The organism is Vibrio sp. SCSIO 43140, assembly GCF_023716585.1.
GTDB lineage: Bacteria > Pseudomonadota > Gammaproteobacteria > Enterobacterales > Vibrionaceae > Vibrio > Vibrio maritimus_B.
Genome location: NZ_CP071850.1, coordinates 2,514,681 through 2,536,414, shown reverse-complemented (window position 1 = coordinate 2,536,414; position 21,734 = coordinate 2,514,681). Strand labels below are relative to the sequence as shown.

Sequence of the window (21,734 nt, the reverse complement as noted above, 5' to 3'; positions counted from 1 at the left end):
ACAAACAAAAAAATGCCCAGTCGAAACTGGGCATTTGTTATCTACGTTTTGTTTAGCTAGACATCGCTCAACTCACCATGACTGCTACGTGCTTTCACATCATGACTGAGTGCTTTGTTAAGTTCTGCCTCTACATGCCCTGGCGATTGTGTTCTCGCTGAAATCAGACGATACATCGCTGGAATCACAAACAGCGTAACCAGAGTAGCAAACGCCATTCCGAAGAAGATGACTGTACCCACCGCGACGCGGCTTTCATAGCCAGCCCCTGTCGACAGAATCAAAGGAATCGCACCGGCAAGTGTGGTAAACGCGGTCATCATAATCGGACGAAGACGGCGAGCTGAGGCATCAATGATGGCTTTCTCAAATTCAATGCCCTTATCACGGAGTTGGTTGGCGAACTCGACGATCAAGATACCGTTTTTGGTTACCATACCGATCAACATGATCATACCAATTTGGCTATAGATGTTCAGACCTTGCTGCATGATCACCAAGCCAAGGAAGCCACCAAATACCCCCATAGGTACCGTAAACATTACTACCAGTGGGTTTACAAAGCTTTCGAACTGGGCCGCCAGTACTAGATAAGCCACCAGCAGAGCCAAACCAAACACCACTAAGATACTTGATTGGTTCTCTTTAAAGTCTTTCGACTCGCCGGCGTAGCTTACAGAAATATCTCCAGGTAGCATCTCTATCGCTTGTTGGTCAAGGAAGTCCAACGCCTCACCCAAGGTATAGCCATCAGATAAGTTCGCCTTAATAGTGATAGCCTTTTGCTTGTTGTAGTGAGACAGGCGAATAGACGAAGCCACTTCCTCAATTGAGGTCACCGCATCCAAAGTCACCAGCTCACCCGATTGAGTTCTCATGTAGATTTGACTGAGGTCAGCTGCATTGTTAAAGCTGTTCTCGTCGCCACGAATATACACATCGTACTCTTCACCGCGCTCAACGTAGGTTGTCTCACTCTTACCGCCTAACATGATTTCTAGGGTGTCTGAGATGTCAGCAACACTAATACCCAGCTCAGCAGCTCGTTCGCGATCAATGGTAACCACAAGTTCCGGCGTTTTCTCTGAATAGTTAGTGCTCGCCCCTTCCATAAACGGCGATTCTTCTGCGGCTTGCTCTAGCTTATCTGCCCAAGTTTGAAGTTCTGAGTAGTCTGAGCCACCGATAACAAACTGGACTGGTTCACTGGAGCCGCCTCTGAAACCTGGCATAAACGGATACACTCGAACATCGGCGATACCCGCCAACGCTTTACGAGCTTCTCCCAATGCTTCCGACGCGGTAACGTCACGATCGTTCCAGTCTTCCAAAATCATGATGACAAAGCCAGTTTGGTCACCCGCGTTACCGCCAAATGCCGGAGATTGGATACTGAATGACTTCAAGAATCCTTGACCAAGCAAAGGCATCAGACGATCTTCGACGATGTCCATATTGGCCGCCATGCGGTTGTAACTGGTCGCGTCCGCACCACGGACAAAGGCAAAGATAACACCTCGGTCTTCTGATGGCGTGAGCTGCGCTGGCACGTGCTGCATTAACTGAAAGCTGCCGCCGACACACGCGATAATAACAATTGGGGCAACCCATCTCAGCTTAAGGGCTTTAGCAAGCGCCGCCTTATAGCCACGCTCTAGCTTTCTAAAACCGCGGTCTATCGCTTGAGTAAAGCGGTTTGGTTTTACATTCGCTCTCAAGATAGTACTGCCAAGTACTGGCGTTAGGGTCAGCGCTATCAAGGACGAGAAGATGACCGACATAGCAAGCAGAACTGAGAACTCGGTGAACAGTAGTCCAATCATACCGTCCATAAAGGAGATCGGTAGGAACACCATGACGAGTACTAGCGTGGTTGCGATAACGGCGAAGCCGACTTCTCTTGTCCCTTTATAGGCAGCTAGTAGCGGTGACTCGCCACGCTCGATGTGGTGGAAGATGTTCTCCACAACCACAATGGCGTCATCAACCACCAAGCCAATTGACAAGATAAGTGCCATTAGCGTGATGAGGTTAATGGAGAAGCCAAAGAAATACGCTGCAATAAACGATGAAATCAGAGATACAGGTACTGTAACAGCGGGGATAAGCGTCGCTCGCGCTTGACCAATAAAGATGTAGAGCACCAGGATGACCAATCCACCTGTGATAAACAGGGTGTTGTATACCTCAGAAATCGAGCGATCGATGAAAACGGTAGAATCGTAGTCGATCGCCAAGCGAGTCCCGTCAGGAAGGAACTGCTGCATGCGCTCAACTTCTTTGTGGACTAGGTCTGCAACTTCCAGTGGGTTGGCATCAGATTGTGGCACGATACCCATACTCACGTTAACGACACCATCGCTTTTGAACGTTGAGTTTTCGTTTTCGGCACCCACATAGACGTCAGCTACGTCTTTAAGATAGATAGGCGTATTATCGCTTGCTCGCTTAACCACGAGATACTCAAAGTCAACAGGAGTGCTATAAGCACGCGCAGTACGTACCGACATAACGGTTGCATCGTTACGAACTTCACCACCCGGACTCTCAATGTTCTCACTTCTCAGTGCTGCAGTGATATCAGACGTTGTCACTCCACGGCCCGCCATGAAGGCTGGTTTAAGTTTGACGTACATAACCTGATACAGGCCGCCGGAGATATCAACCGAGCTCACTCCGGATATCAAACTAAAGCGGTCCACCAGCACACGATTGATATAATCGGTTAACTGAGTGCGGTCCATTTCTGAAGAACTGAGGTTGATGTAAAGCGATGCCTCGCCACTACCGTTGTTCTTAAACACCAGTGGATCATCAGCTTCATCTGGCAGTGAGCGCTGAGCTCTTGCTACCGCATCACGAACATCACTGACGCCGGTATTCAAGTCATAGCCAAGCTCAAACGTCACAGTAATTCGAGACATGCTATTACGTGTTGTCGACTCGATCTCGTCGATACCGCTTATGCCTGATAACTGGTCTTCGATAACCGACGTTATCTGGCTCTCGATAATAGTGGCTGACGCCCCTTCATAACGAGTAGAGATAGAGACAACAGGATTCTCGATATCCGGCATCTCACGCACGGCGAGCTTGCTAAACGACACGATACCGAATACACAGAGCAGCAAGCTCAGAACGATAGCCGCTACCGGACGTTTAACGGAAACATCAGATAACAACATTAGCTGGCTTCCTTATCCGTTGGCTTTTTGTCGCCTTGCATGCGAGCAGCACTTGGCTCTCCATTCGCGTTGACTTCGGAGACTGACACCCCATCGCGCATGTTAACAATGCCCTGCACCACAATACGCTGGCCAATCTCGATACCTTTCTCAATCACAACCTGGTTACCTACGCGAGCACCGAGGAAGACTTCTGTACGATGGGCTTTATTGTTGTCGTCGACAACATACACGTAGCGCTTGGTGCCTGAATATTCCAATGCTTGAACAGGGATAATTGGCGCTTCAATTGGTGGAAATTCCATGCGAGCTTGTGCGAGCATGCCTGGCTTTAAGCGACGGTCTTCGTTTTCAAAATGAATACGAACACGCAGGTTGAGGGTTTCTTGATTCACGCGAGTATCTATAGCTACGACCTTACCTGAGAATACTCGGGAGCCCCATGCCGCAGTAAGCGCGGTAACATCCATGCCCCTTTCGAGCATTGGAAGATAACTTTCAGGGACTTGCAGATCGAGCTGCATCGTTGATAGATCATCGAGTGTCAGCAATTCAGTACCTACACTCACTAGCTTACCGCGACTGAAATCAATAAGACCCACAGTGCCAGCAAAAGGGGCTTCTATATATAAGTCGTTAAGGTTGGCATTAGCTGCATCTAGACGTGCGTTACCAATATCAACAGCAGCCTTTTGAGCATCGATTTCTGTTTTGGTAATCGCGTTGCGATCAACTAGGCGTTGAAACTCTGCGAGGATACGTTTTTGGTCGCGGACGTAAGCTTTTGCTTCTGCAACCGCCGCCAGCGCTTTGTCGTCGTTCAATTGGACCAGGAGCTGTCCCTTTTCAACGGTTTGGTTTGCCGTAACTTGAATGCGGTCGACAATGCCATTGACTTCAGAAGAGATAATCACGGATTCGTCAGCTTCTAATTTGCCAACAAGAGACAGTGACTGGGAAACTTGATGAATGGCGACTTGCTCAGTCACGACTGAAACCGCCCTCGCGCCAGCCTTTCCTTTGGCTAGGGTTGCTGGTGAAACACAGAGAATAGACAGTGCCAGCAAACCCATTATGGTTTTATTTTTCATTGTGTGTGTCTTTTAGTGTAAAAACTATGGTTATTCTAGCGAGTTATACGCCCTATAACGTCAAGAAGTGTAAATCTTAACGCCCTAATCTATTTACAATTGTGGCTAATCTTTTGTACCCGTGTTGGCGTAGAACCAATATAACTCGCTGCTGTATAAATAATAATGACTAAAAACACGCTTTTTAGCCGTCTCTGCCCAAAAAGGCACCATTCAGTTCAAAATCAGCAAAAAAGGGTTTACAGCCATACGCAGTTTGTTATGATGCGCTCCGAACTTGAGTGATGCGTTGGGAAAACATCAAACAAGTATAAAACCCTGGGGGGGTTCCCGAGTGGCCAAAGGGAGCAGACTGTAAATCTGCCGGCACTGCCTTCGATGGTTCGAATCCGTCCCCCCCCACCACATTTTGTTAGTTGATGATGTCAGCTAACCAACTTGAATCGACGCGTTGGGAAAACATCGACCAAGTATAAAAACCCCTGGGGGGGTTCCCGAGTGGCCAAAGGGAGCAGACTGTAAATCTGCCGGCACTGCCTTCGATGGTTCGAATCCGTCCCCCCCCACCACATTTTGTTAGTTGACGATTTCAGCTAGCTAACTTGAATCGACGCGTTGGGAAAACATCGACCAAGTATAAAACCCCTGGGGGGGTTCCCGAGTGGCCAAAGGGAGCAGACTGTAAATCTGCCGGCACTGCCTTCGATGGTTCGAATCCGTCCCCCCCCACCACATTTTGTTAGTTGATGATGTCAGCTAACCAACTTGAATCGACGCGTTGGGAAAACATCGACCAAGTATAAAAACCCCTGGGGGGGTTCCCGAGTGGCCAAAGGGAGCAGACTGTAAATCTGCCGGCACTGCCTTCGATGGTTCGAATCCGTCCCCCCCCACCACATTTTGTTAGTTGGTGATATCAGCTAGCCAACTTGAATCGACGCGTTGGGAAAACATCGACCAAGTATAAAAACCCCTGGGGGGGTTCCCGAGTGGCCAAAGGGAGCAGACTGTAAATCTGCCGGCACTGCCTTCGATGGTTCGAATCCGTCCCCCCCCACCATACAAAAGAAAAACCGACTCATCCGAGTCGGTTTTTTCGTTTCTGGCCATCTGTCGCTAGTTACTGTCTCTCATGATGGTCTCTCAATCACTTCTCAGCCACCAATCGATTCACGTCCGTGAGGTGAATCAAGGTCAAGTTCAGGTCCTAATGGCACGACTTGTGTTGGATTTATACCCGTATGGCTGAAGTAGTAGTGTCTCTTGATGTGATAAAGATCCGTCGTTGCGCTAACACCTTCTACTTGATACAGCTCCTTCAGATACCCTTGAATATTTGGGTAATCGGCAATGCGCTTTTTATTGCATTTGAAATGCCCTACGTAAACCGCATCAAATCTCACTAGCGTGGTAAACAAGCGCCAATCAGCCTCTGTTAGAGTATCACCCACTAGATAGCGCGATGTAGCTAGGTGTGCCTCGACCTTGTCCAAGGCGTCAAACAAACCGTGGAACGCGTCTTCATAGGCTTCTTGTGTGGTAGCAAAGCCGCAGCGATAGACACCATTGTTAATGTTTGGATAAACGAACTCATTCCACTGATCAATTCCCGCGCGAAGTGAGTCTGGATAATAGTCGTCATGATTTCCAGTAAGGTCATTGAACGCCGTGTTAAACATGCGAATGATTTCAGACGATTCGTTGCTAACAATCGTATTGGTTTTCTTATCCCAAAGCACCGGAACAGTCACACGGCCGGTGTAGTCCGATTTAGCTTGAGTGTAAATCTGGTGAAGCTTGGTAAAGCCAAAAAGCGGCTCTGGCAAACCAAAAGTCCAACCTTCAGATAGCATATCTGGGCATACGACAGTCACATCGATGTGTTCCTCCAATCCTTTTAGAGATCGGAATATCAAGGTTCTGTGTGCCCAAGGGCAAGCGAGGGATACATATAGGTGGTAACGGCCCGACTCTGGTTGGAACTCCGCGTCTGCTCGGTTCTCAACCCAGTTGCGAAATCCTGCGTCTTCGCGCACGAACTTGCCACCAGAGGATTTGGTGTCATACCAAACATCATGCCAAACACCATCCACTAATTTACCCATGACTTTCTTCCTCGTTATGATTTTGATGAAAAAAGTATAGAGCGGAAAGGTTACAAACTTCAGTGGGTGCCTTTAACTATGTCGTTCAAAATCTTTGAATAACAGGCAGCGTGACAAGAAAATAAATAACTTGCGGGATGACAGATACAAAAAAAGCGCGACTAAACTTACTCGTCGCGCTTAGGCCCGTCACAGGCTGAAAATAGCGGCCCTAACAGCTCACACATACCGTTAGGGCTTTCCTTGCTATTCGATTACTGGGATACACTAAACGCTAACGTTTAGGCACGACACTGCGTGTACGTCCGTTCCCTGTATTGTTGGTTTTTGTTGTGCGCACTGCTCTGTCGCTTGTGGACAGCGCGTGCGGAACACACAACCCGATGGTGGGTTAATTGGTGAAGGCAAATCACCCTCAAGCATTTGAATCGTCTTTGAGCGCTCAATCTTTGGATCTGGGATTGGTACTGCAGACATCAACGCTCGTGTATACGGGTGTTTCGGGTCAGCAAACAGTGCCTCGGCTTCACCAAGTTCAACGGCGTTACCTAGGTACATAACCAATACCCGATCAGAGATGTGTTTTACTACCGACAAATCGTGGGCAATGAAAACCAAGCTCAAACCTAACTCTTTTTGTAGCTCTTTAAGAAGGTTAACAACCTGAGCCTGAATCGATACGTCTAGTGCTGATACTGGTTCATCACAGATGATCATCTTAGGCTTTAGGATAAGTGCACGAGCAATACCGATACGCTGACACTGACCACCCGAGAATTCGTGAGGGTAACGGTTGATAACGTTTGGTAATAGACCTACCTTAGCCATCATTTCCTTAACGCGATCCTTTACTTCTTGCTTAGAGAGTTCTGGATAGAAGGTCTCTAGAGGCTCTGCGATGATGTCGCCCACTGTCATACGCGGGTTAAGCGACGCCAAAGGATCCTGGAAAATCATTTGGATTTCTTTACGCGTATTACGACGCTGAACCGCTTGCATCTTAGTCAGATCTTGACCAAGCCACATTACTTCGCCGTCCGTCGCTTCTACAAGGCCAATGATGGCACGAGCAAACGTAGATTTACCACAACCAGACTCACCTACAACGCCCAGTGTCTCGCCTTCGTATAAACGTACGTTAACACCGTCGACAGCTTTTAGGTTAGAAGGCTTGCTCCAAGGCCATGCGGACTTAGAAGCAATGCTAAAGTGAACCTTAAGGTCTTTAACGTCTAAAAGAAGTTCTTTGTTATTTGTCATTGCATTCATTTGGCCCAAGCCTCCCAATCAGAAAAACACGCACGTTGACGACCTTGACCAAAGTTCTCTAGCTTTGGTGCTTCCACGCTGCACTGAGGTGTTGCACGGTGGCAACGCTCTTGGTAAGGACAGCCTGGTGGCAGACGTAGCAAGTTAGGTGGGTTGCCTGGAATCGTAGGCAGGATTTCACCTTCGGTATCCAAACGAGGGATTGCCTTTAGCAGACCCTCTGCATACGGGTGACTTGGGTTGTAGAAGATCTCGTCAACGGTACCGTACTCCATAGTACGACCAGCATACATCACAAGTACTTTGTCACAAGAACCAGCCACCACGCCCAAATCGTGGGTAATCATAATGATTGCTGTATTGAACTCGGTTTTTAGTTCGTTCAGAAGATCCATGATCTGTGCCTGAACGGTTACGTCGAGTGCCGTTGTCGGCTCATCGGCAATCAGAAGTTTTGGACGACAAAGTAGTGCCATCGCAATCATTACACGCTGACGCATACCGCCTGAAAACTCATGCGGATACATGGTAATACGCTTACGTGCTTCAGGAATCTTAACCGCTTCTAGCATGCGAACAGATTCTTCGAATGCTTCCGCTTTGCCCATGCCTTTGTGCAGCATGAGTACTTCCATTAGCTGATCACTCACCTTCATGTAAGGGTTAAGTGAGGTCATTGGATCCTGGAAGATCATCGCAATCTGCTCAGCACGAACTTTGTTCAGCTCTTTCTCAGGTAGGTTAAGGATCTCACGACCTTCAAACTGAGCGCTGCCCGATACAATACCGTTTTTCGCTAGCAAACCCATGATTGAGAATACAGTCTGAGATTTACCTGAACCTGACTCACCTACGATACCTAGCGTTTCGCCTTGGTTCAGTGAAAAGTTTAGGTCGTTAACTGCGGTTACAATACCGTCCTGCGTTTTAAATTCGACACGCAGATCTTTTACATCTAATAAGCTCATTGTACTTCCTTAATCGTTATTATCTGTCTTTTGGATCCAACGCGTCACGAAGACCGTCGCCCACATAGTTAAAGCAGAATAGCGTTACCACCATGAAGATTGCTGGGTAAGTTAGCTGCCAAATGGCTACTTCCATCGTTTGTGAGCCTTCTTGAAGAAGCGCACCCCAGCTCGTCATTGGCTCTTGAACACCAAGACCAAGGAATGACAAGAATGATTCCGTTAGGATCATGCTTGGAATAAGAAGCGTCGAGTAAACCGCTACGATACCGAGTACGTTAGGAACAATGTGACGCGTAATAATTCGCCATGTGCTTACACCCGATACGTGTGCCGCTTCAATAAACTCTTTGCTGCGCAAGCTAAGCGTTTGACCACGTACAATACGCGCCATGTCCAGCCATGCAATCGCACCGATAGCGACAAAGATAAGTACAATGTTACGACCAAAGAAGGTTACTAGTACGATGACTAGGAACATGAATGGTACTGCGTATAGGATCTCTAGGATACGCATCATAATGCGGTCAACTTTACCGCCAATAAAGCCAGATGCTGCGCCGTAAAGCGTACCAATCAGTACTGCAACAAAGGCACCAAGTACACCAACCATTAGCGAGATTCGACCACCGATAAGGGTACGAACATATAGGTCACGCCCGAGACTATCAGTACCGAACCAGTGCTCAGCACTTGGCGCGGCATGCATCGCGTACCAATCCGTGTCATCGTACGTGTATGGTGCGATCATTGGCAGAAAGATAACTGCCATCGTCATAACAAACAGGATAAACAAACTGACCATCGCAGCTTTGTTGCGCATAAAGCGGATGCGCGCGTCTTGCCACAAACTACGACCTTCAATTTCTAGGTTCTCTGAAAACTTCTCTACCGCTTCTAAGTTTTCTTTTTTCGTTAGCATCATTACCACTCTCCCTTAGTAACGAATTTTCGGGTCGATCATCGCAAGTAGAATATCTACGATGGCGTTAAATAGAATGAATAGGAAACCAATAAGAATGGTCACACCCATTACTAACGAATAGTCACGGTTAAATGCCGCATTCACGAACAGCTTACCGATACCCGGTAGACCGAAGATAGTTTCAACAACCACCGAACCAGTAATGATACCAACGAACGCTGGCCCCATGTATGAAACAACCGGCAGCAAAGCAGGCTTCAACGCGTGTTTAAGAACAATGTATCTGTAGCTCAAGCCTTTCGCTCGAGCAGTACGGATAAAGTTACTGTTCAATGTTTCAATCATGCTACCGCGAGTGATACGCGCAAACGTTGCGACATACAGCAATGACATAGCAATTACTGGCAACACGATGTATTGGAAGCCGCCGTCATGCCAACCACCAGCAGGGAAAAGATTCCAGTGCAAAGAGAATAGATAAATTAGAGCTGGTGCCAGTACAAACGAGGGCATAACGACCCCGAGCATGGCGGTCGACATAATCGTATAGTCGAGCCATGTATTCTGCCTTAAGGCGGCAATCGTACCGACCGTGACACCCATAATGACGGTAAAGATAAAGGCGATCAGACCTACTTTAGCTGATACCGGTAATGCTACAGAAATAAGCTCGTTTACCGTGTAATCTTGATATTTAAATGAAGGCCCGAAGTCGCCTTGAATGATGTTTGTGAGGTACGTGGTGTACTGCTCAAACACTGGCTTATCTAAGCCATATTTTGCTTCGATGTTCGCCATAACTTCCGGTGGAAGTGGGCGCTCACTTGAAAAAGGGTTACCTGGTGCGAAACGCATCAAGAAAAATGAGACAGTAATCAATACCAACAGTGTCGGTATTGCTTCAAATATCCGTTTAAGTATGAATTTAATCATAAACTCATCCATCCAGTCTGTGACAATTAATAATAAGAAGACGCTGCGTGTGCTAAATGCACACACAGTGTCTTAGTTCGTTATTTTTTTTATATAGAATTACTTAGCTTTGATGTAGAGATCTTTTGAGTAGATCTTATCTTCTGCGTTACCTTCTGGGTAACCACCAAGCTGTGGAGATACAAGACGTGTTGTAACGTACTGATAGATAGGCGCGATTGGCATATCTTTCGCTAGGATTTTCTCAGCTTCGATGTAAAGTGCTGTACGCTCTTCTTCTGAAGTAGAGTGCAGTGCTTTATCGATAACTTTGTCGTACTCAGCGCTCTTGTAGTGCTGACCCGCAGTCGTGTTCTGACTTACCATCAATGTTAGGAATGAAGACGCTTCGTTGTAGTCACCACACCAGCCAGCACGTGCAACGTCAAAATCGCCGCTGTCTTTGCTGTCTAGGTAAGATTTCCACTCTTGGTTTTCAAGCTTCGCATTGATGCCTAGCTCTTTCTTCCACATAGACGCGATTGCTACAGCAATCTTCTTGTGGTTTTCAGATGTGTTGTAAAGTAGGTCGAATTCTAGAGGGTTGCTCTTCGTGTAACCAGCTTCTTCAAGAAGACGTTTCGCTTCAGCAATACGCTCTTTTTGAGACATTTGACCGTACTCTGGAGTTACAGGGTCGAAGCCTGCAGTGATCTCTGGAGTTAGGAAGTAAGCTGGCTTCTGGCCTTGGCCTAGAATCGCTTTAGTTACGATATCGCGGTCCATTGCGTAAGACATTGCTTTACGAACGCGAACATCGTTGAAAGGTGCTTTCTGTGCGTTGAACTGGTAGTAGTACGTACACAGGTTACCCTTGATGTTTACATCTTCAGCGTAATCTTTCTGTAGACGACGGAAGTGCTCGTTAGGAACTTCGTATGTGAAGTCTAGCTCGCCAGAAAGGAAACGGTTCATTTCTGCAACTTGGTTCTCGATAGGTAGGAAAGTTACCTTGTTAAGAACTGTTGAGTCGTTATCCCAGTAGTTTGCGTTACGAACTAGCTCTAGACGCTCGTTCACTACCCACTTGTTAGGAACGAATGCACCGTTACCAACGAAGTTTTCTGGTTTAGTCCACTGATCACCGAACTTCTCTACCGTCGCTTTGTGAACAGGCTTCACAGTTGTGTGGCCCATCATCATTACGAAGTAAGGAACCGCTGTGTCTAGTGTTACTTCTAGTGTGTAGTCGTCAACCGCTTTAACACCTAGCTCGCTCTTGTCTTTTTTACCAGCAACGATGTCTTTTGCGTTCGCCATCTTGGTGTATTCCATGTACCAAGCGTATGGAGAAGCTGTCGCTGGATCAACCGCGCGCTGGAAGCTGTAAACGAAGTCGTTTGCAGTTACAGGGTCGCCGTTAGACCATTTTGCGTCTTTGCGTAGGTGGAAAGTAAAGGTTTGGTTGTCTTCGGTTTCCCAAGAAGTCGCAACACCAGGGATGGTTTTGCCGTTTGCATCTTGGTTTACTAGGCCTTCAAGAAGATCACGAATTACGTGAGACTCAGGAACACCTTGAGATTTGTGCGGATCGAGTGTTGCTACCTCGGTACCGTTACCACGAACAAGCTCTTGTTTTTCTGCTAGTTTCGTGCCAGCTGGAACATCTGCGGCAAGAGTAGAAAAAGAAGTGGCAGCCACTGCCATGCCAGCACCTAGAAGAAGGGCTTGCGTGATCTTATTCTTGTACATGTATTTAACTCCAAGTTTTATTATTGCATCCATGACTTCTTTGTAGGATTGCTAGAACGGCCAGCATTTTAGAATTATTTAGCTCAAAAAATGAGCACAAAATTCTAAATCCATACAAAGATTGCGGACCACATTACCAATCTTCAAAGGAATTTGCCATATTTTTGTAGCAAAAATGGCATAATTCTCCTGTGCCTAATAAAAATTAGGTAAAAGCTCTGCAACATAGTCCAATGGCAATATTTTCCTTCTATTTAGAAAATTATCACCAGAAATATATATTGATAGTTCTAAAATCAAATCATTAAACAGCACAATCCTCCATAAAAGGAACGACATATTTAACAATTCGTTTTCATTTTACCGACCCGCCAGAATTATCAAACACCACAAAAAATCCAAACGTGAACAAAGTCACATTCGAACTGACACGTTGAGTTCATCCTAGGATTGAGATCACAAAAAAAAACCCGATCTCTGACTACCAAGAGATCGGGTAAACTGATGGCGCCACGCGGCTCAAGCGTGCGCTCAGATAAGGAGATGTGTCACTAGCAAGCGCTGTTCGAAGGCGGTTACTGGTTCCAACACCCACTATGTTAAATATATTTAACATTTAACCCAATAACCCTTATAGGGGACGATTCACTAGTGAACGCTCTTACCACCAAAGTAAACCGTAAGTGGATCGATATTGCTATCTGCAGGCACCGTTGATGCCGCCTCTAAGAACAGCGAAAACAGCTCTGATTGGGAAGATATTTTTAACTTATTGTGAATACGCTTTCGATACACCTTGACCGTCTCAGTGCTCACCTCTAATAGAGGCGCAATAGCCTTGGTAGAGTATCCTTGCAACACCAGTTGCGTTACCTGACACTCCCTCTCGCTCAAGAAGTCTTTACCAAAGTTACTAAAAATATCATTCAATTGATGCCCAATGGTGCGCTGTTCAGGGTGCCCAACCTCAAAGTGCTTGCAGATGGCACACTGAATCAAACGATAAAAGGTGTTCAAACGTTTGAGCTCATCGACTTCAACATCGGCTTTATTGCGCAGCCCAATCGAGAGCACCAAACAAAACTCATCGTTACAACTAGAGATAATCCCTATTTCTTTTTGCAAGCCCGTCTGTTTGTAGATCTTGTTGTAGTAGTCACTGCTGTAAAACTCATCGGGAGCAATATCTTCTAAACGAAATATCCCTTGACGGACTCCCCTTCTAATTAACTGATAGAAAGGATCGAGAACCATCGCTCCCATAAAATCTTTATCGATGACTTGGTCTTTGAAGTAGCTCGAGTCGTTATGAAGCACCACAGGTGCCTTGTCGGTACTGAAGCTCATCACCACCAAGCTATCGTAGTCGACGAGTGCGGTAGCAAGTTCAGATAAACGGTCTAGAAAATCGCTCTCTCCAATAGAGGCTATCAAGGGAGGATAATATTGATTGAACTCCGACCAAGCCTCTACGCTCTCGGACTGTGTTTTGGTCTCAGACATAGACACTCCTTATCTTAGCTTCACATGCCTATTCAATTACCATGCTTCTCAATGTCAGCTCAAGTGAGCGCTCCTTGACCCTCCAGAGGATTAAACGCGTCAGCATTAGATCTATTCGAATCATCGATTGGAATGCATAATTGAGTATATTATTTCTAACATCCTGACAAAAATAGTTGCTGATAAAAAGTAAATTACCTCCGATTTAAACGGATACCTTCAAGTTTCTCGTCACAATGTGCTCACGGCTTCAAATATTCGATCAGCCTGTAACCCGAATGGGTGACACGCTAAAGCAGCGAACTTTTGCTCATCATCACAAGGCTTTTGACATGAAACACAACAATTACATAAATTAACATTTCTGTAACCCAAATGGGTACTTCAGTCATTGCTAAAAAACGCTCACTATTAACATATCTATAACAAAGCTGTTCTAGGATGGATAGGAGCTTAGTATGCTAAAAAACCTTGTTAGCCCAACACGGACGATCGACTCAAAGGCGCTCATCATCGCCGCCATGATGCTGGTGATGTTTGCCCCCAACGCGTTTAACTTTTTACCCTTTATGCTCGGTGGCGCCGCTGAAGCCATGGCACTAGATGATGCTCAGATAGAAAGCATCGCCATGTATGAACTCCTCGCCACTGCACTCTCTTCTCTACTCTTCTCTTTACTTCTTATTCGTCGCGTAAATTGGCGATACATCGGTTATCTCGCGGCCATCGCACTTATTGCCGGTAACTACATGAGCATGACCGCACAAGATTTCGATAGCTTTATCGCAAGTCGCCTACTTGCAGGTAGTGGACAAGGCATCGGCTACTCACTCGGTCTTGTTGGTATGAGTGTTACCAAACATCCTGGTCGCAATTTTGGCTACATGATTGCCGCGCTGAACGTTTGGCTCATCACTTGGTTCATTCTTATTCCAGAGTTGATGGCAGAGTTCGGTCTTAATGCGCTGTACCAATTCTTTATGTTTGCGTCAGCACTTTGCTTGGTGGCCTTTTGGTTTTACCCAGACAACGGACGTGTCGAGAAAGACAAGCAGATTTCGACCACACATGGCGACACAGTCGACAAGAAGAAGTACGTTGTACCTATGATTTGGGTTGGCGGTGCATTCTTGGTGTATAGCTTAAGCCTTGGCATCATCTACCCTTACATCGAAATTATCGGTGCAGACATGCAAGCTTCCACAGAAGATGTTGGTCTAGTGTTGGCGGTGGGTTCAGTAATGGCTGTCATTGGTGGCATCCTAACGGCTGTCGTGGATAAAAAATACAGCCATACCACCATTATTGTATCTCTGAGTGTAATTAATGCCGCTGTCTGTTTTGGAATGGCAAGCACAAACGACACCACCTCGTTTTTAGGCTTCTCCGCCTTCTACATTATGCTTTGGAACATGATGTACGCGCGTTACTACACCGCGCTAGCAACCACCGATAAATCGGGCTACTTCAGCTCTTACGGCCCAGAGATCGGTACCGTTGGTCTTGCAGCCGGTCCGATTGTGGCACAAGCAGCGACGGCAACGGGTGATTTCCAAGGACAAGTAAGCGTGGGTGCCGTATGTATCGTAGTGGCGACCGTGATGGTGTTTATCGGATTGGGTAAGTCGAAGATTATTGACAACGGCGTGGCAGCACGAGACCGCTCAGGACATCAGAAAGCTTAGCTCTGACGTTAATCAAGCAAAGAGTCGGACCCACTGCCCGACTCTTTGCTTTTTTTATTCGCTGTCCGCAGGAAACACAACGCCAGTCTGACGGCGAACTTCGGTAATAATTTTAGCTATGGTGAGTGAGCGCTGTGTTGCGTCAGCATCCATTTCACCCTTTTCCACTGCTGCAGCAAAAGCTAAAGCCTCATACATCATGCTGTTATCAACTTGCTCAACACTGACTGATTGACGCTCACCATTTCGCACTTGCAGTTCAAAGCCATTACATTCTGAGAAATCTGGCAGTATCAGACTCCCCTCTTCACCTTGTACTTCACTCGTTGAGTAACTGTTGCTTACTTTAGAGTGGCTTAATGTCACATCAAAATCAGGGTAACGTAGAAGAACGCTACCGTGGGCATCGACACCGGACTCTAACAAATGCGCACTGGCTTGCACCTGGCTTGGCGCTCCAAACAACTCCACCGCTGCAGCCACCGAGTAGAAACCGATATCCATGATTGATCCGTTCGAGAACTCTGGATTAAAGGTATTTGGATTCTCACCATCTAAGTACTTTTGATAGCGAGAGGAGTATTGGCAGTAGGTTAAGTGCGCTTTATGCAGCTTACCCAAACTCAGTAACGATTTCTTGGCTTCAATAAAGTTAGGTAGATAAGCGGTTTTAAACGCCTCCATCAACACCACATTGTTTGCTTTGGCTACCTCAAACATTCGCTCAACCTCGGCGAGGTTTGATGCCATCGGCTTTTCACAAATAATGTGTTTACCGGCTGACATTAACTCAATCGCTTGGGCGCAGTGAAAACTGTTTGGCGATGCAATGTAGACTGCGTCAATCTCTTCACTTTGTCCTAGCGCTTGTATTGAATCGAAGAACACGTTTGCGCCCAAAGGGGCACCAAACTCTTGCGCTTTAGCTAGGGAACGTGAATAGACACCGCGGATAACGTATTTTTCCGATTGTAAGGCAGCCTGAGCAAACTTTTCACTTATCCAGTTTGTGCCGATAATTGCTAGCTGGAGCATAGATATTCCTTTGTTTATCATTCTATTTTTTGCTCTGGCTAGAGTACTCTCTGAATTTAGGAATGCCAATATCGAGCGCAAATCTTCTCACAGAGTTTTGATGCGGAGTCAATTGAAGGGCTTAACCTAAAACAAAGGCGCCCATTGAGGCGCCTTTGTTTCAATTACTATTACAGCTGTTTTATCGCTGACTCTATCTTGTCTATCAGTACGCTGTCGATTAGTTTGCCTGCTTCTAGGTCGAACACATCATAAAAGCTTGGTACAGAAACACTCGCTTTAACATTGCCACCAAAATACGGGGCAGAATTCGTCGCTGCCGCAAGAACATTCGACGCGCCACCTGGTCCTGGTGATGTCGCAAGATACACTGCAGGAATTCCTTTGAACACCTCGCGGTCGATTCGAGTCGCCCAGTCGAACAAGTTCTTGTAGGCCGCTGGATGATGACCGTTATGCTCAGCGAAAGAAATCACCAAGGCATCTGCTTGTTGAATCGCTTCTAGAAATGCCTTCGCACCCTCTGCTTGACCAATCTCTTTCTCTTTGTCTTCCGAAAAAAGTGGCACGTCAAACTGAGCAAGGTCGAGCACCTCGACGTCAGCGCCTTCAATTAATCCGGCAGCGTACGTTGCCAGAGCTTTGTTGATAGAAGTGCTGCTGGTGCTTGCGCCAAATGCGATAACTTTCATAACAAATTCCTTTTTCATCACAACGCGTTATGCGTTTCGTATTGATGCTTAAAGGTTAATCTATCTCCACATTACAACAAGAGCGGCGATCTAATCTAGTTCATCAAATTTTTCGAACAAGCACTGGTTAAAGCGATATAAAACGACTAGATAGCTGACTGCAATTCTGTCCAAAGATCATTAACAATGATTCGGTCAGCTGGTGTCAGTTCAGATTTAGCGTCATCAAGACTTGCTTGGATACGTGTTTTAAATTCACCGAGATCTGATACACCTTCTTCTTCACAAGACGCGGCTGACAGTGAAATGTGCCCGCGTAAATAGCCACCAGCAAACAGTTCGTCGTCGGATGCGTCCTGGATGCGAGAATCGATGGTTTCAAGTAGTTTTTCTTCGTATTCAATAATCATGTTGAGGCTCAGATTTGTTTTTTGATTTAAGTAATCCGCCGTTAGCGAACCACGAATGTATTGTGAGAAAGCTCTGGTGTCTTGTAAAAGGCTCGTAACGCCTCAGATAGCATTTTCACGCGAAGCGGAATACCGGCTTCTAAAATGCTCAGTACTTCAGCGTGCACTTTTTGCATGAAGCCAACGCGGTCGGGTTCAAAATCACCACTTAAGTTATCGCAGCTCACCGTAAACGGAAAGCCAGCACTCGCTGAGAGTATCCACTCATAAGCTTGAGGACGAATTTCAACCTTCTCAAACTCGCTTTGGACCTCTTGGGTACGACCATCAGGATGATACCAATAGCCAAAGTCTTCTAGAAGTCTTCTCTCCGGTCCCGCGACACACCAATGAGCAATTTCATGTAGCGCTGACGCATAGAAGCCTCTAGCAAAAATAATGCGATGAAAGTCCACCTTATCATCAGCTGGCAGATAAATAGGCTCATCACCACCGAGCTCCAACTTGGTTCGGTAGTCATCAAAAAAGGTGTGATTAAAAATGGAAATCAGGTCTTGGTACTGGTGGTGCATATCAGTGTTGAGTCAATAACGATTGCCGATATTGTGTATGGATTCGACCTTAAGGTAAAGCGCAAACTACTGGAGTGTTAAAAAAGCCAATCTCGAGGAAATCCTACTGTTATGATCTCACTAAAAACATTAGTTAAACTAATCCTAAAAACGTTTGCGCTACAAAACATTTCATTCGTCAAAACTAGACCTAATCACTACACTGTCGCATCTTAAATTTTCGAGTATTGTGTTATGTTGCTTACCGTCTTATACATCATTGGCATCACAGCAGAAGCGATGACAGGCGCCCTAAGTGCTGGTCGCCGCAATATGGATTGGTTTGGGGTTATGCTTGTTGCGAGTGCAACAGCGATTGGTGGCGGTACCGTTCGTGATATTTTGTTGGGTCACTATCCCCTTGGTTGGGTCAAACATCCAGAGTTTCTTGCCATCACTTGCCTAGCAGGTGTACTCACCACTGGGCTTGCTAAATGGATTATAAAATTTAAAGGTGTGTTCGTAAGACTGGATGCCTTGGGTTTGATTGTGTTCACCATTATCGGTACCAATGTTGGTCTGAGCATGGGACTACACCCTTTCATTTGTGTCGTTTCAGGCTTAGTCACGGGCGTGTTTGGTGGTCTGCTACGTGATTTGATCTGTCGTCAAACACCTTTAGTTCTGCATCAAGAGCTATACGCTTCGATCTCCGTTGTCGCTGCCTGCTTGTATTTAGGGCTTCTGGAATATGGCTTGTCAACGCTGTCTACAACCATCATCACCCTGGTTGTCGGATACAGTTTACGTATGGCAGCGGTGCGCTTTAAGTGGCGTTTGCCTTCTTTCCAGCTGGACAGTGAAGAAGCGTTACACTAATTCTATTCTCAAGCTGATATTTATAACTTAAATATCAGCTTTCTTGCCTCCCCTATCGTTCTATATTTCTCCTGTGGTTATAGTGTTTGTCATCCAAGGCAATCACAACAAAGCGCTCAAATCACTAAGCGCACTAACATACAGGTAAAGAACATGCTTTCATCAAAACTGTTTACATCGAAAACACTTAAAGCGTTTGCCCTAGTTATGGCACTGTTCGCAACAGGATGTGCATCGAATAAAGCCACGGATGATGAAACAGCAAACCGTAACGAAGCTCGTAACCGTGGTGCCATTGGTGGCGCTCTCATTGGTGTGACCGCAGGTGTCCTAACCGGCAGCCCGGAGGTTGCGGTTAAAGCGGGTACCGCAGGTGCCGTTGCGGGTGGTGTATCAGGCTCAATGAAAGACACGGCCGAAGCACGTGAAACAGAACGAACTGAGATCTTGGCGGAAAGCCTACAGAAAGATACTCGTTCAGACTCAGAAAAACGTGTCGCTGAATTAGAAGCAGAAATTCGAGTGAAAGAGCTAGAGAAGCAGATCGCAGAGATGGAAAAGCAAGAAGCTGAGATGGAAAAACAAGAGACAAACTCTACAACGACATCAACCTCAGCACCTCAGTCTGAAGAAGATAACAAGTCCTAACACGTCCATGGCTAGTATAAAACAGAGGCGGAAAAGACTTAGCCCCAACTCACTATGAGTTGGGGCTAACTTTATCAGTCTTGTGCCTCACAAACACGGCTCTGAATAGTTGGTGGTGCAGGCTCATAATGACTCAACGTCATACTGAAACGCCCTTCTCCACCGGTTAGCGCTTTGAGTCTGCGAGAATAATCTTGCAGTTCATTGATGGGTGACTTAGCCACCAGTATGGTGCTTCCATAGGTTCCTTGCTCACTTCCCACAATCAAACCACGGTTGGCAGATAAGTCTCCTGAAACATCACCAACACACTGAGTTGGGATCTCAAGTGACAGGTCAACAATAGGCTCAAGCACGATAGGTCCCGCCGCCTCTACGGCTTGCAAGAAGGCTTTTTTACCCGCGATAACAAACGCGATTTCTTTAGAATCGACCGAGTGATACTTACCATCAAATACCGTGACTTCAATATCCTTGATTGGGTTACCCGATATCGCCCCTTCTTCCAACGCCTGAATGATCCCTTTCTCGACCGCCGGAATTAATGCGGTTGGAATCGCACCGCCTACAACTTTGTTCACGAACTTAAAGCCAGCTCCCCTTTCTAATGGACGCACTTTAAGCTGCACTTCACCAAACTGCCCTGCGCCACCACTCTGTTTTTTGTGGCGGTATTGAGCTTCAGCTGGCTTAGTAATGGTTTCAAAGTACTCAACACTAGGCTGACTGGTTTCGACATCAAGCTTGAACACTTGCTGCATCTTCTCTAAGGCAATCTTAAGATGGAATTCACCCTGTCCGCTCAGCACCGTCTCATTAGTGCGCGTGCGGTGTTCGATTTTAAGCGATGGGTCTTCTGCGGCAATCTTAGTCAATACATCTGACAGTTTTTGCTCGTCACCCCGTTTTTTGGGTTTTAGAGTAAGACTGTACATAGATTCTGGGAAATTAAGCGTTTTAAACTCAACACCATCTTCATCATGGGAGTCATGAATGACCGAATCAAACGCCAAGTCATCCACCTTAACCAACACACACAGATCACCTGCTTTTGCACTATTGATTTCTTGACGTTTCTTACCTTGCAGGTTGTATAGGTGTCCAACCTTAAAGGCTTTGCTGCTGTCACCAATGAACAGCTGACTGCCTGCGGTGATCTCGCCTTGGAACACGCGGACATAAGCCAATTTGCCCATATACGGGTCGACATTGACCTTGTAAACATGCGCAACAGTATGGTCACGTTTATCACAGTCGATAGAGACCAGCTCACCGTTTTTCTCAAGCATCGGAGGGTTACCCTCATCGGGCATTGGCATGATTTCAGCTAACGTACGAAGCAATAGCTCGCAGCCTGCGCCTGTATCTGAAGAGACAAAACACACCGGTACCACATGACCTGTGCGTAATGCTTTTTCAAACGGATCGTGCAGCTGCTCTGGAGTCAGTTCAGAGCCTTGCTCTAAGTACAGCTCCATCAAAGATTCATCCATTTCTACAACTTGGTCGACAAGTAACTCATGAGCCTCATCGACACCACTGAACAGGGTACTTTGCTCTGGATTAGGCTCGAAATAACAGTCGACAACGTCTGCTGGCTTGTCCGACGGCAGGTTGATAGGAAGACATTGTGCGCCAAACCTTTGTTCGATCTCTTCTAGTAGCGCTAAGATTTTATCTGGATTTTGATCGATCTTGTTGACGATCACCATCTGGCATTTTTTCTGCTGCTGGGCGAACTGAAACAAGCGTTCCGACACTTGGTTGATTGCTAGTCCTGCATCGAGCACCAATGCTGTCGCTTCAACCGCAGGGAATATACTCAAGGTTCGCCCAAGCAGCTCAGCTTGCCCCGGAGTATCGATGATGTTCATCTGGTGCTTATGCCAAGAAAGGGTAACGGGGGTCGCTTCAACGCTATGTTGATAGTGAATAGACTGGTCATCAAAGTCGGTAATGGTATCGCCATCTTCGACGTGACCTAAGTTGTTAATCGCGTGGGACTCGTAAAGCAGACGTTCAATCAAGCTGGTTTTGCCAGTTCCTGTTTGACCGACAAAGGCAATATTTCTAATTTCATGTTGAGACATAAAGAGCTCCTTAAATGATTGGAAACAAGCACAG

The 21,734-nt window shown here is 46.4% G+C and carries 17 protein-coding genes and 5 tRNA genes; 8 read left to right on the top strand and 14 right to left on the bottom strand.

Going from position 1 to position 21,734, the window contains the following annotated elements; translation table 11 throughout:
* Positions 1-56: 56 nt before the first annotated feature.
* The gene (gene vexH / locus J4N45_RS12255; RefSeq protein ID WP_252011606.1) at positions 57-3,185 is read right to left on the bottom strand and encodes a vibriobactin export RND transporter permease subunit VexH; all 3,129 of its coding nucleotides are present in this window, start codon (positions 3,183-3,185) and stop codon (positions 57-59) included.
* On the bottom strand, positions 3,185-4,276 hold the full coding sequence (locus tag J4N45_RS12250) for an efflux RND transporter periplasmic adaptor subunit (RefSeq protein ID WP_252011605.1): 1,092 nt from the start codon (positions 4,274-4,276) through the stop codon (positions 3,185-3,187). Before J4N45_RS12250 ends, vexH begins: the two co-directional genes overlap by 1 nt.
* 320 nt (positions 4,277-4,596) lie before the next feature.
* On the opposite strand from J4N45_RS12250, the gene J4N45_RS12245 reads away from it, so the two are divergent.
* From J4N45_RS12245 to J4N45_RS12225, 5 genes are all read left to right on the top strand, one after another.
* A tRNA-Tyr gene (locus tag J4N45_RS12245) sits at positions 4,597-4,681 on the top strand.
* Between the two features lie 79 nt (positions 4,682-4,760).
* Positions 4,761-4,845: transfer RNA gene (locus tag J4N45_RS12240), tRNA-Tyr, on the top strand.
* A 78-nt stretch (positions 4,846-4,923) separates the two neighbouring features.
* Positions 4,924-5,008 (top strand) — tRNA-Tyr (locus tag J4N45_RS12235).
* A gap of 79 nt (positions 5,009-5,087) precedes the next feature.
* A tRNA-Tyr gene (locus J4N45_RS12230) sits at positions 5,088-5,172 on the top strand.
* A gap of 79 nt (positions 5,173-5,251) precedes the next feature.
* Positions 5,252-5,336 (top strand) — tRNA-Tyr (locus J4N45_RS12225).
* Positions 5,337-5,430: 94 nt separating this feature from the next.
* On the opposite strand, the gene J4N45_RS12220 is transcribed toward J4N45_RS12225, so the two are convergent.
* From J4N45_RS12220 to J4N45_RS12190, 7 genes are all read right to left on the bottom strand, one after another.
* Complete coding sequence (locus J4N45_RS12220; protein ID WP_234495461.1) at positions 5,431-6,381, bottom strand: glutathione S-transferase family protein; 951 nt, start codon at positions 6,379-6,381, stop codon at positions 5,431-5,433.
* A 267-nt stretch (positions 6,382-6,648) separates the two neighbouring features.
* On the bottom strand, positions 6,649-7,641 hold the full coding sequence (oppF, locus tag J4N45_RS12215; RefSeq protein WP_042478566.1) for a murein tripeptide/oligopeptide ABC transporter ATP binding protein OppF: 993 nt from the start codon (positions 7,639-7,641) through the stop codon (positions 6,649-6,651).
* Between the two features lie 5 nt (positions 7,642-7,646).
* The gene (locus J4N45_RS12210; RefSeq protein WP_042478544.1) at positions 7,647-8,618 is read right to left on the bottom strand and encodes an ABC transporter ATP-binding protein; all 972 of its coding nucleotides are present in this window, start codon (positions 8,616-8,618) and stop codon (positions 7,647-7,649) included.
* Positions 8,619-8,637: 19 nt separating this feature from the next.
* Positions 8,638-9,540 carry an oligopeptide ABC transporter permease OppC gene (gene oppC / locus J4N45_RS12205; protein WP_042478564.1) on the bottom strand — a complete coding sequence of 301 codons (903 nt, stop codon included), beginning with the start codon at positions 9,538-9,540 and terminating at the stop codon, positions 8,638-8,640.
* A 15-nt stretch (positions 9,541-9,555) separates the two neighbouring features.
* A complete protein-coding gene (gene oppB, locus J4N45_RS12200; protein ID WP_042478541.1) occupies positions 9,556-10,476 on the bottom strand; it encodes an oligopeptide ABC transporter permease OppB in 921 nt (306 codons plus the stop codon).
* A 99-nt stretch (positions 10,477-10,575) separates the two neighbouring features.
* On the bottom strand, positions 10,576-12,207 hold the full coding sequence (locus J4N45_RS12195) for an ABC transporter substrate-binding protein (RefSeq protein WP_252011604.1): 1,632 nt from the start codon (positions 12,205-12,207) through the stop codon (positions 10,576-10,578).
* A 648-nt stretch (positions 12,208-12,855) separates the two neighbouring features.
* Positions 12,856-13,710 carry a helix-turn-helix transcriptional regulator gene (locus tag J4N45_RS12190; protein WP_234495459.1) on the bottom strand — a complete coding sequence of 285 codons (855 nt, stop codon included), beginning with the start codon at positions 13,708-13,710 and terminating at the stop codon, positions 12,856-12,858.
* Between the two features lie 458 nt (positions 13,711-14,168).
* Between J4N45_RS12190 and J4N45_RS12185 the strand changes: the two genes are divergently transcribed.
* Complete coding sequence (locus tag J4N45_RS12185; protein ID WP_252011603.1) at positions 14,169-15,395, top strand: MFS transporter; 1,227 nt, start codon at positions 14,169-14,171, stop codon at positions 15,393-15,395.
* Positions 15,396-15,449: 54 nt separating this feature from the next.
* Here J4N45_RS12185 and J4N45_RS12180 read toward each other — a convergent pair whose 3' ends face one another.
* From J4N45_RS12180 to J4N45_RS12165, 4 genes are all read right to left on the bottom strand, one after another.
* Positions 15,450-16,430 (bottom strand): Gfo/Idh/MocA family protein, encoded by a 981-nt coding sequence (locus tag J4N45_RS12180; RefSeq protein WP_252011602.1) that lies wholly within the window; start codon positions 16,428-16,430, stop codon positions 15,450-15,452.
* Positions 16,431-16,600: 170 nt separating this feature from the next.
* Positions 16,601-17,122 carry an NADPH-dependent FMN reductase gene (locus tag J4N45_RS12175; protein ID WP_252011601.1) on the bottom strand — a complete coding sequence of 174 codons (522 nt, stop codon included), beginning with the start codon at positions 17,120-17,122 and terminating at the stop codon, positions 16,601-16,603.
* A gap of 146 nt (positions 17,123-17,268) precedes the next feature.
* Positions 17,269-17,532 carry a YfcL family protein gene (locus J4N45_RS12170; RefSeq protein ID WP_234495455.1) on the bottom strand — a complete coding sequence of 88 codons (264 nt, stop codon included), beginning with the start codon at positions 17,530-17,532 and terminating at the stop codon, positions 17,269-17,271.
* A 41-nt stretch (positions 17,533-17,573) separates the two neighbouring features.
* Positions 17,574-18,104: an elongation factor P hydroxylase gene (locus tag J4N45_RS12165; RefSeq protein ID WP_042478523.1), complete on the bottom strand. Its 531-nt coding sequence runs from the start codon at positions 18,102-18,104 to the stop codon at positions 17,574-17,576.
* 234 nt (positions 18,105-18,338) lie between these two features.
* Here J4N45_RS12165 and J4N45_RS12160 point away from each other — a divergent pair, with 234 nt between their 5' ends.
* Together J4N45_RS12160 and J4N45_RS12155 are read left to right on the top strand one after the other, a co-directional pair.
* Complete coding sequence (locus J4N45_RS12160) at positions 18,339-18,962, top strand: trimeric intracellular cation channel family protein (protein ID WP_234495454.1); 624 nt, start codon at positions 18,339-18,341, stop codon at positions 18,960-18,962.
* 207 nt (positions 18,963-19,169) lie between these two features.
* The gene (locus J4N45_RS12155; RefSeq protein WP_252014690.1) at positions 19,170-19,610 is read left to right on the top strand and encodes a glycine zipper family protein; all 441 of its coding nucleotides are present in this window, start codon (positions 19,170-19,172) and stop codon (positions 19,608-19,610) included.
* A 74-nt stretch (positions 19,611-19,684) separates the two neighbouring features.
* On the opposite strand, the gene fusA is transcribed toward J4N45_RS12155, so the two are convergent.
* The gene (fusA, locus tag J4N45_RS12150) at positions 19,685-21,700 is read right to left on the bottom strand and encodes an elongation factor G (RefSeq protein WP_252011600.1); all 2,016 of its coding nucleotides are present in this window, start codon (positions 21,698-21,700) and stop codon (positions 19,685-19,687) included.
* Between the last annotated feature and the right edge of the window lie 34 nt (positions 21,701-21,734).